At 49.3% G+C, this 16,403-nt stretch carries 11 protein-coding genes; 7 read left to right on the forward strand and 4 right to left on the reverse strand.

What is annotated here, in order from left to right; genetic code table 11:
• Both BGX16_RS14195 and argF read left to right on the forward strand, forming a co-directional pair.
• Positions 1–864, forward strand: coding sequence for an HAD-IIA family hydrolase (locus BGX16_RS14195; RefSeq protein WP_100426648.1), 864 nt, complete (start codon positions 1–3; stop codon positions 862–864).
• A 128-nt stretch (positions 865–992) separates the two neighbouring features.
• Positions 993–1,946, forward strand: coding sequence for an ornithine carbamoyltransferase (argF, locus tag BGX16_RS14200; protein ID WP_100426649.1), 954 nt, complete (start codon positions 993–995; stop codon positions 1,944–1,946).
• Positions 1,947–2,009: 63 nt separating this feature from the next.
• On the opposite strand, the gene BGX16_RS14205 is transcribed toward argF, so the two are convergent.
• The 3 genes from BGX16_RS14205 to BGX16_RS14215 are packed head-to-tail and all read right to left on the reverse strand — an operon-like array spanning position 2,010 to position 6,276.
• Positions 2,010–3,353 (reverse strand): sensor histidine kinase, encoded by a 1,344-nt coding sequence (locus tag BGX16_RS14205; protein ID WP_100426650.1) that lies wholly within the window; start codon positions 3,351–3,353, stop codon positions 2,010–2,012.
• Positions 3,350–4,021, reverse strand: coding sequence for a response regulator transcription factor (locus BGX16_RS14210; RefSeq protein WP_100426651.1), 672 nt, complete (start codon positions 4,019–4,021; stop codon positions 3,350–3,352). The genes BGX16_RS14205 and BGX16_RS14210 overlap by 4 nt, the downstream gene beginning before the upstream one ends.
• Positions 4,018–6,276, reverse strand: a complete 2,259-nt coding sequence (locus BGX16_RS14215) for an inorganic phosphate transporter (RefSeq protein ID WP_100426652.1) — start codon at positions 6,274–6,276, stop codon at positions 4,018–4,020. The genes BGX16_RS14210 and BGX16_RS14215 overlap by 4 nt, the downstream gene beginning before the upstream one ends.
• 237 nt (positions 6,277–6,513) lie before the next feature.
• Here BGX16_RS14215 and BGX16_RS14220 point away from each other — a divergent pair, with 237 nt between their 5' ends.
• The 3 genes from BGX16_RS14220 to rpsD all read left to right on the forward strand — a co-directional run bounded on the left by BGX16_RS14220 (position 6,514) and on the right by rpsD (position 11,927).
• Positions 6,514–9,591, forward strand: coding sequence for a glycosyl hydrolase family 28-related protein (locus tag BGX16_RS14220; protein ID WP_198514935.1), 3,078 nt, complete (start codon positions 6,514–6,516; stop codon positions 9,589–9,591).
• 6 nt (positions 9,592–9,597) lie between these two features.
• Complete coding sequence (locus BGX16_RS14225; RefSeq protein WP_157798081.1) at positions 9,598–11,214, forward strand: hypothetical protein; 1,617 nt, start codon at positions 9,598–9,600, stop codon at positions 11,212–11,214.
• Between the two features lie 107 nt (positions 11,215–11,321).
• Positions 11,322–11,927: a 30S ribosomal protein S4 gene (gene rpsD, locus BGX16_RS14230; protein WP_100426655.1), complete on the forward strand. Its 606-nt coding sequence runs from the start codon at positions 11,322–11,324 to the stop codon at positions 11,925–11,927.
• 125 nt (positions 11,928–12,052) lie between these two features.
• Here the strand turns inward: rpsD and BGX16_RS14235 are convergent, their stop codons facing one another.
• Positions 12,053–13,153: an iron-containing alcohol dehydrogenase family protein gene (locus BGX16_RS14235; RefSeq protein WP_100426656.1), complete on the reverse strand. Its 1,101-nt coding sequence runs from the start codon at positions 13,151–13,153 to the stop codon at positions 12,053–12,055.
• A gap of 132 nt (positions 13,154–13,285) precedes the next feature.
• Between BGX16_RS14235 and BGX16_RS14240 the strand changes: the two genes are divergently transcribed.
• Positions 13,286–14,065 (forward strand): histidine phosphatase family protein, encoded by a 780-nt coding sequence (locus tag BGX16_RS14240; protein ID WP_100426657.1) that lies wholly within the window; start codon positions 13,286–13,288, stop codon positions 14,063–14,065.
• A gap of 34 nt (positions 14,066–14,099) precedes the next feature.
• Positions 14,100–16,403, forward strand: a complete 2,304-nt coding sequence (locus BGX16_RS14245) for a hypothetical protein (protein ID WP_100426658.1) — start codon at positions 14,100–14,102, stop codon at positions 16,401–16,403.

Raw genomic sequence — 16,403 nt, forward strand, 5'->3', positions numbered from 1 at the left:
ATGGAATCTTTTGAGCGCGAAATCTACGCCCATTATTTTGAAGTCGAAAATTTTCAACCCATGCCGAACGAAACGAAGTCTGTCAGCCTAGACTTTTTGCTCGAAAATTACGAAGCCTTTTTCTTTGACGCCTTCGGCACCTTCTACTGCCAAAATGAATACGTTTACCCCGGAGCCGTCGAAATGTACAACAAGGTTCGCGCTTCGGGAAAGCCGATGCGCCTCGTGACAAATGCGGCTTCCACATCCATTCCGCTGATGGTCGAAAGCCTTGCCCGCATGCAAATTCCTTTCGAAGCCTCGGAAATTCTTTCTTCGGGCGATCTTTTTGCGCCTTTCGCCAAGGAAAAAGGCATTCACGAAGCCTTTTACATCGGACGCCCCAATGGGACGCATTTCGTGGAAAAAGGCGGGGTCCAAATTTCGGACAATCCTTCCGAGAACACGGTAATCGTTTCGGCGACGGGAAAAGAAGAGCACCTTTTTGAAGACGCGCTGAAGATTCTCCGTCGCCCTGGAGCCAAAATGGTCGTTTTGAATCCGGACGCCTGGGCTCCCCGTATTCACGCGCCGAGAGAAGGCGTTTCGGGCTGTTATGCGCATCGTCTTTACAAGGAAGCCCATCCCGAGACTTTCTACTTCGGAAAGCCCTTCAAAGCCTTGTACGAAAAGGCTCTAGCCTCTCTTCCGCGCAAAATGAAGACCGTGATGATCGGAGATACGCTCGCCACGGATATCGGCGGTGCAATGCATGCTGGAATCGATGCGGCACTCCTCATCGGCAGAAACCAGCCCGCCGCGGAACTCGAAGACGATGAAAAATTCTTGAAACTTCGCCCCACTTATTATCTGGATAAGCTTTAAATAGCTTGCCAAAATTGTCAAATTTTAACTAAATTAAACATCTCCCTGATATTCTAGGGAAACTTAGCTAGCCCAAAAAGTTTTTGGACCGGTTTTTTTGTTTTCCAGGGAGAAGAAGGAATAACTCAATGATCGAAAAAAACCGTCATCTTTTACGTCTCGCCGACTGGAGCGAGGAACGCATCCTCGAAACGGTCGACATTGCTATGCGCCTGAAAAAAGAAGTCCACAATGGACAGTTTTCTGATCGATTCCACGGTCAGACGATTGGCATGTTCTTTGAGAAACCTTCTCTCCGCACGATTACGACTTTCCAGGTCGGCATTCACCAGCTCGGCGGTGCCGCCGTTCTGCTCGCACCGGATTCCATCGGTCTCGGCAAGCGTGAAAGCGTCCATGACGTAGCCACGTGCCTTTCCCGCTGGGTCAATGCTCTCGTCGTTCGCTGCTTCAAACAGGAACTCGTCGAGAAGCTCGCCGAATACGGCAACATTCCGGTCGTAAACGCCTTGACCGACGACTCCCATCCTTGCCAGGCCTTCGCATTCGCCCAGACCATCAAGGAACAGGTCGGCGACTTCAAGGGCAATACGATTGCCTTTATCGGTGACGGCAACAACGTCGCCAACTCCTTCCTCGTTCTTTGCGCAAAGCTCGGCATGAACTTCACGCTCGCTTGCCCGAAGGGTTTTGAACAGCCGACTTCCGTCATCGACGAAATGCAGCCGTTCTTCAAGCAGCACGGCACGCAGTACCGCGTATTCAACGATCCGAAGGAAGCCGTCAAGGACGCAGATATTCTTTACAGCGACGTCTGGGTCTCCATGGGCCAGGAAGGCGAAAAAGACTCGAAGCAGAGCCACTTTCTTCCGTTCCAGATCAACGACTCCCTTCTGAAGCTTGCTCCGGCTCACTGCAAGGTCAGCCACTGCCTCCCGGCTCACCGTGGCGAAGAAATCACGGATTCCGTGATGGATAACCTCAAGGTAAACCTCTCCTTCGAAGAAGCGGAAAACCGGCTGCACGCTCACAAGGCTGTGCTCTGGCAGTTGATGACTCCGACTTCCGAACTCGGCAAGTAATCCATTTGAGATTCAAAAAAACTCCGCAGATGCGGAGCTTTTTTTTGGAAACGATTTAAAAAATTAACGGAATTCGACGCGAATTTCAGTTCCCACGCCAACCGTCGAATGCAAAACGATTTTTGCCCCATGGACTTCGGCAATATGCTTCACAATGGCAAGACCTAAGCCCGTGCCGCCTGTCGCCTTGGAACGGCTTTTGTCCACACGGTAAAAGCGTTCAAAAATACGCGGCTGATTTTCTTCGGGAATTCCGATGCCCGTATCTTTGACTGTAAAAGTTTTGTTCCGCACCAAGACCTGCACATTTCCGCCTTCTTCCGTATAACGGATGGCGTTATCGATCAGGTTATAGAACATTTCAAAAAGTAAACGGGAATTCCCCTGGATTTCAGAAGCCTCTTCGACTTTCAAAGAAACTGGCACCTTCTTCTTTTTCGCATTCAAGGAAAGCTCCTCGATGCAGTTCAAAGCGATCTTTTCAAGGTTCACCGATTCTTTCAAGTCCAAGGATGCATTCGGCGCATCCAGTTTCGAAAGCGTCATGATATCGTTTGCAATCGAAAGCAAGCGATTCGCTTCCTTGTGAATTTTCCCTGCAAAGTCTTTGATGTCTTCGGGCTTCGCGATGCCACTTTCGATGAGTTCTGCATATCCCGAAATAGACGTAAGCGGAGTTTTCAATTCATGCGATGCGTTTGCGGTAAATTCATCGCGCATCTGTACCGTTTTAAGCTTTTCATTCGAAAGCTGTTCCACGGTATTCTGCAGTTCACGGTTCTGTTCGCGGATCGTTTTCACAAGCGGAGCGATTTCCGGGTAAATGCCCTCGTCATCCATCAGCTCGGGCTGTCCCAAATTTTGAGCGAGCTTCTGCACCGGCCGCACAAAGGCGCGCCCAAGTCCAAAAGCGAGCAAAATAGCCGCAAGGACAATCGCCAGAAGCAAAGCGAGCAAATACGGCATCGTCTCGGAAAAGGCTTCGTGCAAGCTTGCCTGTTGACGGCTCAAACGCAAAACCTTTCCATCCTTCAGCCGAATGGCGCAGTAAAATTCATTTGCATTCGACGTTACCGAATACCGAAAATCTTCGCCAAAGCCTTTGGTAAACGCTTCCACGACTTCAGGGCGATTTTTATGATTTTCCATTTGCGCCGTTTCTGCATTGCTTTCAAAAAGCACGTTTCCCGGTTCATCGATCAGGGTAATGCGCAAACTGTCACTCGCATACGGTGCGAGAGATTCTGCATTTTCATAAGCCAGTGCAACGATATGCGCCGTTTCACGCAAATCGCCTTTCAGCTGCTCGGTCATTTCTTTTTCAAAGACCTGCGACGTAAAATACACCGCAAACAGAGCAGCCAACACTCCGACATAAATCAGACTGAATCTTAAACTGTTCTTCATTCTGCTTTATACCCCACGTTTCGAACTGTCTGGATCAAAAAAGCCTGTTCGCCGAGTTTCTGTCGAAGCGTTTTCACATGCATGTCTACGGTACGCGTGTCCATATCAAAATCAATCCCCCAGATTTTTTCAAGAATCTGCTGTCTCGAAAAAACAATTCCGGGATTTCCAATCAGGAGCTTTAAGAGTTCATATTCTTTGAACGTGAGTTCCACCGGATTTCCGCCTACCGTCACCGCATGGCGTTTGTCGTCAATACTCACGTCTCCCAAAGAGACCTGCACAGCATCTTCCGCACGCCCCTTTCCAAAACGGCGCAGAACCGCTCTCACGCGGGAAATCAATTCAAGGATTCCAAAAGGTTTTGCCATGTAATCGTCTGCGCCGAGGTCCAAGCCCTTGACCTTGTCGAGTTCCGTTCCTTTGGCGGTCAACATAATGACTGGAATATTCCGCGTATTTTCTTGACTGCGGAGTCGCTTGAGAATGCTCAAGCCATCTTCTCCTGGCAACATGATGTCCAAAATAAACAGCTCTGGAAGATCCATTTTTAACTGTTCGTCCATCGCCTTTCCGCAGTCAAAAGCCATGACTTCAAAGCCACTGCTTTTTAAAGCGTAGCTTTCCATTTCACGCACTTCCGCATCATCTTCTACGATATAAATCATACGTTTGCCGCTGAGGTTTGAGGTTTCACCGTTAAAAATTTTTTGCTGGCTTTGGCAACGGAGCAGACTGCATCGATCAAAGCCCAAGACTCATAAAGAATAGTTAAATAAAGTATTTCGGAACGAATGTTCTCGGAGCTTTTCCGCATCATTTCGGATTTACGCTCTGCAAAAAATTTCGAACCTTCCGCACGGAGCTTGTCTCGCACGGCGTCGTAAAGTTCAAACTGCATCGATTCTACCATGTCGGCGGTTTCTTCGACAAGGGCCTTTACCCTTATTGCCGAACGCAGTAAAAATTTCCGCTTATCGTTCCCTTCAATGACGCAGAACGCATTGTCTACGTGCATTTTGCAAGACGAAGAGATTTGCTGTAAGCAGAAGAGAGCGTCTCCCATGAAATCATTTGCCTGGTAAAGGAAGAAGTTTTTCACAACCATGTCTTCTTGAGCAAGGCGTTCCGTGCAGAGCGAACCATGGCGACGGTTCCGTTCGATGTGCTTTTTCAAAATCTTAATTTGTTTGTGTACCGAGCGGAGTTTGCTTAAGTCTTCCCGCAAAAAACCGACAATGATTTTTTCGTAGCAGTCCGCACTCCAACGAAGGACTTCACTCCATTCGCCACGGCTGTAATCCTGAATTAACGGGTAAACCTTGGTTTCGGGACTTGCCGCTAGAATCTTTTCAAAGCGTTCCGCCGTTTTATCCTTTTTATTTTCACGATACTTGAGATTTGAGCGCACCAGAATAAAAATCACCACGGCAAAGAGTGCAAAAATCACCGGAAGGCCGCCAAAGTAAAGCACAGAAGCAACCAGCGAAGCACTTGCAAAAGCGGCAAACGCGGTCAAGAACCAGCCACCGATCACCGAAAGCACTCCCGTAATGCGATAGACCGCCGTTTCACGATTCCAGGCTCTATCTGCAAGGCTTGTACCCATCGCCACCATGAAGGTAACATAGGTTGTCGAAAGGGGAAGTTTTAACGATGTGCCAAGCGCAATCAAGGAACTGGCAAGCATCAAGTTCACACAGGCGCGCAGCAAATCAAAGGCCGCCCCATCCTCTTCCAAGATCATTTCCTTCGTATTGAAGCGCTCTTCAATTTTAGAAGAAAGGCTTTCCGGAATTCGAGCCGAAATGAACTTTGCAACGCCGTTCGAGCCACGGACCAGAGCTCTCGCCACCGGATTCGTTCCAAAGATTTCATCGGAAGAAGTCTGCGAAGCGAGCGATACCGAAGTCTGCACCACCTTCTTTGCCTTTTTCGAAAAAACGAGCGAAATCACCATGGTAACTCCGGCAATCATCAACAAGTACCACTGCCCAGGTTCCGACTTGAGCAAGAACGCCATATTGTAATTCGCCGGCGTTCCCGAATCTTCAAGCAAATGCTGCAACGAAGAAAGGCTCGTCAGCGGAACGCCCACAAAGTTCACCAGGTCGTTTCCCGCAAAGGCGAGAGCCAGCGAGAAAGTGCCAAACGCAATGATCAACTTCAGCACATTGACTTTGATCGCATGCAAAAGATGGCAAAGCAGAAAGAATCCAACAAACATGAAAACAAGCAAAGCTCTTTCGTTTTCCGCCATAAAAGCCCTGTAGCCATCACCCACAAAGCTCATGTTCTTCAAGCCCTTCACAAGGATAAAGTAAAAGATCGAGGTCAGGGAAATACTTCCAAAAATACCGACGAAATACCGCAGATTCTTGCGATACCCGAACGAAAATACAAGGCGCGTCACATACTGCACCGCAAGCCCCACCACAAAAGCGATCGCCACAGAAAGGAAAATGCCCATGATCACGGTGAACGCTTTCGTCGTATTGATCAAATTCCCCAGTTCCAAAGTATCATCGCCGATAATTTTTATGCAGGCAATCGCCACCGAGGCGCCCAACAGTTCAAAGACCATCGAAACCGTTGTCGAGGTCGGCATCCCCAGCGTATTGAAAATATCGAGCAAAATCACATCGGTAAACATCACCGCAGCAAAAACGCACATCAGTTCCGCAAAGGTGTAATACTGCGGCATGTAAATACCATGCCTTGCGATATCCATCATTCCGCTGCTGAACGTCGCTCCGCAAAAAACGCCAATCGCTGCAAAAACCATCAACGTTTTGAATCGGAACGCTTTACAACCGACAGCCGAACTCAAGAAATTGACCGCATCATTGCTCACGCCCACAAAAAGATCAAAAAGGGCTAAAGTTAAAAGCATGGCTACAAGAATTACGTAAAAAGTCATCATAAAAACCTCTTGCTATTAAGGTAAAATGACGCCAAAACAACCTCAAGTGAACAAAGCAAGGATTTCCAAAGGTTTTATTCTCCCTTTACAAATAATTTACCCGACTTTACATAGATTTTACAAAACAAGACTTAGCCAATTCCATCCCCTTCCTTTAGGTTTCTGTGGAAAAAACGCATTTACCTTGTAAAATAGTGTTTATATTCTAAATAAGGTGTAAAACCGATGAGGTATTCGGTGAGTCGATTTTTTGTTCTGTTTTTGTGTTTTTCTTGTTCCGTGCTCTTTGCCCAGGTCCGTTTTCCCCATGGATCTGGTGTCGTAGACATTACTAAAGCTCCCTATAACGCCAAAAATGACGGTAAAACAGATATTACCGATATTTTGCAGCAGGCTTTGGACGACCATCCGAACGGAAACTACATCATTTACCTTCCCCACGGTAATTACCTTATTTCTAAACAAATCAGCTGGCCGCAGGCGGAAAAGGAAAAAGAATCCTATCGCAGAACGATCCTTCAAGGCGAAAGCATGGGCGGAACGATTATCACCATGCAAAACGAAGCCTATGGATTCGATAATCCAGACGCTCCCCGAGCCATGTTCTACACCGGCATGGGCGACTATTCACATGAACGAAACGCCATCCGTGACGTTACCATGCACACGGGTAAGCGCAATCCGGGTCTCATCGGCATTCGTTTTAACGCAAGCTACCAGGGAAACATTACCAATGTGAAAATCATTTCCGATGACGGCAAAGGCGTAGCCGGTATCGACATGAATTATACAGACAACATCGGTCCGCTGTACATCAAGAATGTGGAAATCCGCGGTTTTGACGTCGGTATTCTCACAGGTTTCCCCATGTCGGGCATGACGCTTGAACACATTTCTCTTCAAAACCAAAAGAAATACGGTATCGAAAATCACGACCAGGTTTTGACTATCCGCAACCTGAGAAGCCGCAACTCCGTTCCTGCCATTGCGAACTTTGGCGAAAACGCACTGCTCACAATGATAGGCGGCGCCCTAGAATACAACGGCAAAAAGAAGCCGAATATTCCGGCGATTTACAACGAAGGGTATCTCTTTGCCCGAGACATTGCTACGAGCCGCTACGCCCAGGCGATTGAAGAACGCGGCCCTGCAAGCGGTGAAGGCCTCAAAGGCCCGGAAATCATTGAATACTCTTCCGATATTCCGACCAACCTTTGTCATTCTCCGCAATATTCCTTTAAGCTTTCCGTCGCCGAAACCCTGATTCCGATGGAACAGGATGCAGACCAGTGGGTCGGCATTCAGGGCGATTACGGCGCAACCGCCGGAACGGGTAGCGACGATTCCAAGTCCATTCAGCAGGCGATCGACGACGGTGCAGAAACCATTTACTTCACCCCGGGCGGCCGTTACACCATCAACCGAGATATCCATATTCGCAACCGCGTCCGCCGTTTGATTGGTACCGAAGCAACCATCGACGGAACCGGCAAATTCATCATCGAAAACAGCGCATTTAAAGAAATCACTTTCGAACGTTTTGCCGAATTCGGCGCAGGTATTGTCCACAAGGCTCCGCAGACCTTGATCTTAAAGAATATGAAAGTCAAGGAATACGAAAGCGCCCCGAAAGGCGCGGGCGACCTTTACATGGAAGACATCGCCATCAACCGACTCGTAATCAACCTGCAACATGTCTGGGCTCGCAGCCTTTACATGGATAACGACATCAAAACAAAGATTGTGAACAACGGCGGCACCCTTTGGGTACTCGGCCTCACCGCCGCAAACGGCAATACGGTGCTGCACAACCGCGACCACGGCGAAGCGGAACTTCTCGGCGTCCATGTGATTTCAAACCGCAAAGCAAAGCTTTACCCGATGTTTGTCAATGATAGCGCAAGCCTCTCCGTGGAAGGGCTCCGCGAATCCTTGATGCACGGGAACGCCTTCCCGAAAATCGCCGAAGAAACCCGCAACGGCAAAACCAAGATTCTCGAATCCAAGAACCTCTTAAAGAATCCGTCCGGCGGTACCATGATGACGCTCTTCGTCGGCTATGTTCCCAAAGTAGGCTCGAACGAAGCTCCGGAAGTCGAAAGTGCAGAAGACATGATTCTTTTGCAGTCCGACAAGGCAAAGCTTTCTGGCAAAGTCTATGACGATGGCCGCGGAAGCAAAGGTTACTGCATCGATCCGGTCGTTTGGAAAAAGCTTTCCGGTCCGGGCAAGGTCGTTTTCTCGGACGAAAAGGATTACGAAACCGATGTCACATTCTCTTACAGCGGGCGTTATAACATCACCTTTACCGCAAATGACGGCGAGCTAAAAGCCACCGACACAACGCACATCTACGTCTTTGACCTGCGCACGACCACCAAGGACCACAGCGGAAACGGCGTAGCATCGGGGCGCGGCATGGATACCTGGATTTCGGAATTCGACGGCTACATGACTCACGCAGACGATTCGCTTTTGCAAATCGGTTACAGCAAGGAGGGTGCAAGCGCAAAGATCTACCTCAAGTTCGATGTTTCCGCCATTCCGGGCCCGATTTCCGATGCGGCCCTGCAGCTCTCTGTTCCAGAGGATCCGCGCTACAAAAACAAGAAGCAACCGGTTCTTTGGAACGTCTTCGGTCTTTTGGAAGAACCGGGCAAGGATTTCGGTGACGGCATCGCTCCTGCAGACTGGCAAGAAACCGAAATTACCTGGTACACGGCTCCTGCAAACCAAGACGGTCCGGGTGGCGCATACGTTCCCAAAAAGAGCCGTGGTGGTGGAATCGATCCGCGTTACACGACCTTCCTCGGTACGATTAAACCCAATCCGAATGCCGCTTTCGGCACCTTCCTCAAGAGTGCAGCCCTCACGGACTTCATGAAACGCAAGCACAAATCAAAGCTCTTCACGTTCATTCTTTCGGCTGTCGCTCCAAGCGATTCAAGCTATTACGTTTACTCGCGCGATGCGGGCAAAGATGTCGCCCCGGCGCTTTACATCAGCTATTTCGATTCGAACCGAACCGTCAGCGGTGCGCGGACCGAAAGCGCGATCCAGCTGTCGAAGGTGAACATCAACATCGTTTCACTCGACTGCAACTTTGATTTGACCATCGGCGAACCGCAGTATGTGAAAATCGAAATTTTTAACGAATCGGGAAAGTTCATTCAGCAACTGTGCGGACGTGAACTCGAAAGCGAAAAGAAGTACACGTTCAAATTCAAGGCACGAGACTTCCCCACGGGAAAATACACTCTCAAGGTTTCTGGCGAATCCTTCTCCAAGGAAGAAAAGTTCTATATCTTGAACTAGGTGATTATGATGTTGGTATCGAAGCATTTTTTTAGACTGTTTCCGTTTGCACTCCTTTCCGCGCTGATCGGCTGCGGAAGCGACAGTAGCACATCGGCAGGCGAAGAATCCTCTTCTTCGGAATCTTCCTCCTCGGTGGAACCCTCCAGTTCCTATTCAAATCGCTTGGACGTCGCTTATGCAGACTCTTTGACAAATGATACGTTGAAGATTACCCAAGGAGATTCCCTGCGAACTTCGTACAAATTATTCCTCGGCGAATATTCCAAGGGAACGCTCATCCGCATCATCGGTAAAAAATCCGGCGGCCATGCGGATTCGCTCTTTGTCCGTGAAGAACAGGGTACAATCCTTATCCCGGAATCTTATACGCTCGATGAGAACGGCGATACCACTTATAGCACCCAGAACCTTTACACAGTTCTCGGCACCGACGAATACACTGTGACAAATTTCGTCACGACAGCAGAATCCGGATTCTACTATGTCGATATTCCTCAAGTCAGCTTGGACAAGGATTCGACATACACAATTCGCATCGCCGCTGAAATGTACCCGGGATACTTCTCCTACACAGGCGACTCGTCCACCGTGGATCTTTCCCTCGGCGATACAATCCACGGAGTCTTCCTGCTCGGCGAATCGGCGAAAAAAGCGATCATCCACTTCACCGCAGAAACCGGCAAGAGCATTAACGTGAACGTCACCGGAAAGTCTCTTGTCAGCATCGACCTCCAGAAGGAAGATGCAACCATCGCGACAGGCACTTCTTCGATCGACGAACAGATTCTCCCGAAAGCTTCGTGCGATTACTCGGTCCAAATCACTCCGCAATCGTTCCCCAACTACCAGACAGGCCCATACGCCTATTTCACAATCATCACCACTTCCCGAAACTTGGAACAGGGCGAATACTTTGCAAACCCGGACTCCATTCAAAAAGTCGGCGACACGCTCACCATTGTCCGCGAACGTAACGACGCCGCCAAGTATTACTTGTATCAGGAGCAATACGTTTGGCTTGCCGACCTCGCCCAGGGCGATAGCATCCTCATTTATCACGATATCGAAGGCTATTACACCGGAGCAAGCTACCCGGCAACCTACACCGTGTTGAATGCAGAAGGCGATTCCGTGGCAAACATTACCGCCACAAGCCCCGAATTCATCGCCCCGGAAAAGGGAGCCTATTACCTGCACTATGTGCGCCTGAACTCCCCACCGAAAACCGAAAGCCAGGAACTCACCCTCAAAGCGGTCATCCAGCGTTTGAACTACGTGACGAAGTTCAGCTTCTACGATGAAGAAAAGGAAAAAGAACTCCAAAGCAAGAGCGCATCCATCGGCGATACCCTCTACTTCGAAAGCCTGACTCTCCGGGCAGAACCTTCCGACGTGAGCAACTACGCCCTCTGGTACACCCCGTGCGCAGATCTAAACTTTATCCAGTCCTCCTACACGGAAGGTTCCTGCGAAAGCTACGGAACGGAACAGCTTTTGAGCGCAACGAACATCGCTATCACAAGCGACGCCTCCCATGCAGGCGAAATTATCCGCCTAATTGCCCAAAGCAAGGCCGATCCGCGTGCCAGAGACACCTTAATCGTGTACATCAACGAATAAAAAAGACATTTGGCGAAAGATTTACTATCTTTTCCCTACCCTGAAATGCCGCGCCAAGCTCTGCCAGCGTCTCAGGTTTAACTAAAGAGCTTCCTTTCGAGGTAACAATGTCCTCTTATCGTGGACCCAAAGCTAAGGTCGCCCGCTCTCTCGGGCTCGCAACCACCCAAAAGACCCAAAAGGTTCTGGACCGTCGCAATTTCGGACCTGGCCAGCACGGTCAAGATCGTAAGAAGTCCGCTTCCGTTTACAAGCAACAGCTTGTTGAAAAGCAGCGCCTTCGCTTTACATACAACATTTCCGAAGCACAGATGGCTAAGACTTATGCCGAAGCCAACCGTCGTGAAGGTTCTGCAGGTGATAACCTGATGGTTCTTCTCGAAACCCGTCTTGACGCACTCGTCTTCCGTATGGGTTTTGCTCGTACCATTTTCGCTGCTCGTCAGTATGTCGCTCACGGTCACTTCTCCGTGAACGGTGTTCGTAGCTTCTCCCCGAGCCGTCTCGTTAAGGTCGGCGACGTGATCGCTGTTCGTGAACGTTCCAAGAACCACGTTCAGATCAAGGAAGCTCTCGAAAACGCTCCGGCTCTCCCGGAATACGTGACCGTGGATAAGGACAAGATGGAAGGCAAGCTCGTGGCTACCCCGCTCCGCGCTCAGATTCCGGTCCAGCTCCAGGAACAGCTCGTGGTCGAATACTATTCTCGTTAATAGTTCAGCAACCAGCTTTTACAAAAAACGCCCGCAGTCCTGCGAGCGTTTTTTGTTATCCGTTAATGGGTATTCAGTATATACCTAAAGGTTTCCCTTCCGAGCTTTAGAATCATGGATAATTGTTAATTTATTATCAAACTTTCCCTATAAATTTCCCATACGTCTTCTTTCGAAAGTTCACACGGGGCAAGCTTTAACTTCGAAGAGTTTTCACACATACGCTGTGCAAAGCATTCGACCGTCGCACGGGGAAGCTCATACGTTCCAATCATAGCCTTCACCATTTCCGCAAACGCGGCGACGTCTTTAAGCTTAAGCAGATCCAAGATTGTGCGCACGTCCGCCGGCACCGACTTTTCGCAGGCTTTCATGTATGCGGCAAGAAAATACCCCACCGCCTTTCCATGCGGAACACAAAGATTGTACGTAAGATCGTAACTCATTCCATGTGGCAAAGCGGTACTCGTATGCACAATGGACATTCCAGCAAGCGTCGAAGCGAGCATCAAATTCTCGTAAAGTTTTTCATCGATCGGCGCATCCGAAAGGAGCGCATTCTTATTTTGTTCCCAAATTTTTAATCCGTATTCCGGGAACATGCGATTATAAACATTCGACTGGCTATTCAAATAACTTTCAACCATGTGCGAAAGCGCATCGACAGCGGTATTCAGAATCAATTCTTTTTCGGCAAAGGCTAAATACTTGCCGTCTACCAAGGAAAGCGTCGGAAAAATCTTGCAAGCAATACTCTTCTTGAATCCGCCTTTGCGGTTCGTCAAAACCGATACTGGAGTCGCTTCGGTTCCCGTTCCACAGGTTGTCGGAACAGCGAGCAGCGGAAGCGTCTTCAAATCCTTCGGCGTATAAAGGCTCGTTTCTGTTTCAGAAGGATTCGCTATCAAAAGCGCAATCGCCTTCGCAGCATCGATTGGCGAACCTCCTCCGATTCCAATGACAAAGTCTGCGGCGAAAGCCTTTCCCATTTCTGCCGCACAGGCGACGGTTTCCACCGAAGGATTCTCTTCGACTTCGTTAAAAATTTGATATGGAACATTTCCCGACTGCAAAATTTTTAAAACATCATCCAAGGATCCATTTGTTTTTGCGGAATGTTTGCCGGTCACAATCAACGCTTTTTTGCCTAAGGCAAGCACGTCTTTAGCGTGATGTTGCACGCAATTCTTTTCCACGTAAATATTTGTCGGAATATAAAAACGCATAAACGCTCCACGGATTATTTCCAATTTTCCATAATATAATTTACGCATCCAAAATTTTGCAAAAGCTTTTTCAAACGCGATTTATATTTAGAATGCTCGTTATCCGTATCATATGTTTTGTGGAATCTTCCTATGAAAAACCTGACTCTTCGTATGACTGTCTTTTTTACAGCCACCATCATAGCACTGTCTTTCGCCGCTTGTGGAAATTCCTCTTCATCCGCGTCCTCTTACGATCCTGGCGAACTTGAAAATGACGGATTCTACACTATGGCCGAAATTTATGCACGCCTGGATTCCACAGAAAGCGTTGTCTTTGTGATTCGCCATGCGAAACGCTCTTCGGATTACAGCCGTACCGCTCAGCTGACCCGCGAAGGAAAAAAACAAGCCAAGTACGTGGGCACGACTTTAATCGATTCAAACGTCACCGCTTACTACGCTTACTCAGGATTCGTTCGCACTATGCAGACCGTTTTCGGTATCGCCGACGGACGTAATGAAAAATGCGATGCCGAAGTCTTAGACGGTTTGGACGGCAACTGGTTCGTCCAAGATACGACAAAGTTTGAAGAATACAAAAACAGCTATGGCGGCGGTTGGACAGTCGTTTCCAAGTACGCTTACCTCGGCGAATTTGCAGACGCCTTCTACACCTTAGCGGACCGTGCCGAAGAATTTGTGAACGATCAGGTTTTGCCGAATGTCCAAGGTCATAAGCTTTCGATTATGGCAACGCACGATACCTTCCTCGTTCCATTCCTCGTCTATGCGACAAACGGAACCGTTGACGTCAAGCAGTACGAAACCGGCCGTTGGCTGAACTATCTCGCAGGCGTCGCCATCATCCTCAAGAATGACGGTTCCATTCGCTACCTGCCGACTAAGGGTCTGAACAAAGGACAGATGTAAATTCCTCCCTAGGATTTTTTGTATCTTAGGGTTGATGAAATCATTACTGCAGACATTTGCCGTTTTACTGGTTACACTCGCCCTTTTTGCCTGCTCGGACAAAACAAGCGAAGACGACTATCGCTTTGAGCGTGCCGTTCAGGATTTATCCATTATCCGCGGGTGCACTTCGAAAAGCGACACGACCAGCTACTGCTACCAGATGCGCTGGAGAATTCCAATCGAAACGGATGATCTCGTCCAGTTCCACATCTGGATCGATACCGTCTACGTCAACGATTCCACGACGAACGTTCCCAGCGGCGCTACCGAACATTCGATCAAGGTTCCGTTTAAAAACTCGGAAAAACTCTACGACACGCTCGACCTGACCGAGTACGTTTACCAATACTTGGAACGCGACAGTCTTGCAATCGCCATCTGGAGCGAATACAACGACAACGACAAGGAAGGCGATGTCCAGCATGTTTTCGTCCACTTCGGCGATGACCTTGCCCCATCCCTCGTCACGATCAGCGATTCCGTCTGGACGACAGGCGTAGCCATCGACTGGGCGCGTCCAACCGATCAGCGTGATTATTACGCGCCCGAAAGCCTTTCCGGACCAATCGCCGGCTACAACATTCTCCTTTGGGCCGAAAACGAAGAGCAAGACATTCGCAATGTGAAGGTGAAAATCACCCACAACGGCAAAACGGATTCCACCGGCAAAGCCTTTTGGAAAAGACATCACCGTTTCCGCTTCACCAACGATTCCCTTTGGATCGATGAAACCTCTTCGTCTGTGACAAACAAAAACTATCTGCGCATCGCCGTAATCGATGGCGATGGATTCGACTTTTCAAATGACAAAGCAAACCGTTACCGCATGATCATCGAAGGTCTTCAGCCCGAAAGCAAGTACACGATCGGTATCATCGCCTATGATTCCGCAGGAAACGCTTCCGGCACTGGATCCGTGGAAACGAACCAGCTCTTTATGACAACCGACAAGATCGCGCCGCTCATTGGGAACAAGCTCTGGGTGCGCTCCGACACGACCGATTCCACCAAGGCATTCCTCAATTCGAACCGAGTCCTCATCTATTGGGCCCGTAGCGTTGATCCCCTAACCGATACAAGCGGAATTACAGCCGACTCGATACTCCACTACCCCACGTACTGTTTTGAAGAATACTGCTACCGCGAAGTGAAGAGCTACGTCGTAGAACTTTGGAACGGCAAAGAATGGGAAAAGGCGACGAACGCCGGCGGCGAATCCGAAGAAAAATATATCAAGTCCTATGACATCGACGGCGACACCATGAAGGTTTCCGCGACAGGCGCATACGTCGTCGACACGCTCCGCTGGGTCATCCCCGGCGACACACTGATCGTCCGCGTCCGTTCAATCGATTCCTCGGGCTATTATTCCAAAGCTCTAATCGACACCATCCAGGTGACGCTCGGACCTGAATCCGATCTTAAATGCCCAGACGGATTTGTACCTGTCCGCACAAGCGACACAACGCGTTTCTGCATCGAAAAGTACGAGCACATGGACACGGACAGCACCTTCGCCCATAACGTTCTACACGCAGAAGCAGTCGCAGCTTGCGAAGGCATTTCGGCGAGCGGCTTCACCGTTTCCCTTTGCAAATCCGCCGACTGGAAAGCGGCCTGTACCGCCCAGGGCAGAACTTCTTACGGTGTCATCGAAGAAGGCGACTTCAGCGCTTCCGATTACCTGTACAAATACTGCGACGTCGGCAACAACGATTCCACAAGCGCCACGGATCTCTCCAAACGCAACAAGCTCTGCGTAAGCCCAGACGGAGTCCGCAATTTTTCAGGCGGCTTCCAGGAATGGGTCATCGGCTCGGATGATACAACTCTCTACGTTCTCCGTGGTTCGAGTTACATCTATTACTCGGGAGAATCCCGCGAATCGCTTTCCAAGTGTACCACATATTCGATTCCGAACCGCACCCGTGCCGGTTACACGCAAGAAACCGTTTACCTGTACCGTGAAGGCGCGAAAGTGGACACGAGCTACACCGAAGACACGACCCGTACCCTGTACAAGATCTTGACCCAAAAGGATTTCACGGATTCCGTGCAGTTCTTTAAGGTTTCTAATGCAGACGGAGACTCCCTCGGCGAAGATTACGCGCCCCTTTCCGAATACAAGAGCGGTGGCGAAAAATGGCTCAAGGAACTCGCAGGCAACTTGACTTACGAACCGGTCCGCACCGAAGCCGTATTCTTCACCGGTGAATCTGTTGCGTACAAGAGAGCCGCAGCCTTTTACACGGACGCATCCATTTCGTTCCGTTGCTGCGCTTACCCAAAAGAATAA

The sequence above is a fragment of the Hallerella succinigenes genome (genome assembly GCF_002797675.1).
GTDB classification, from domain to species: domain Bacteria; phylum Fibrobacterota; class Fibrobacteria; order Fibrobacterales; family Fibrobacteraceae; genus Hallerella; species Hallerella succinigenes.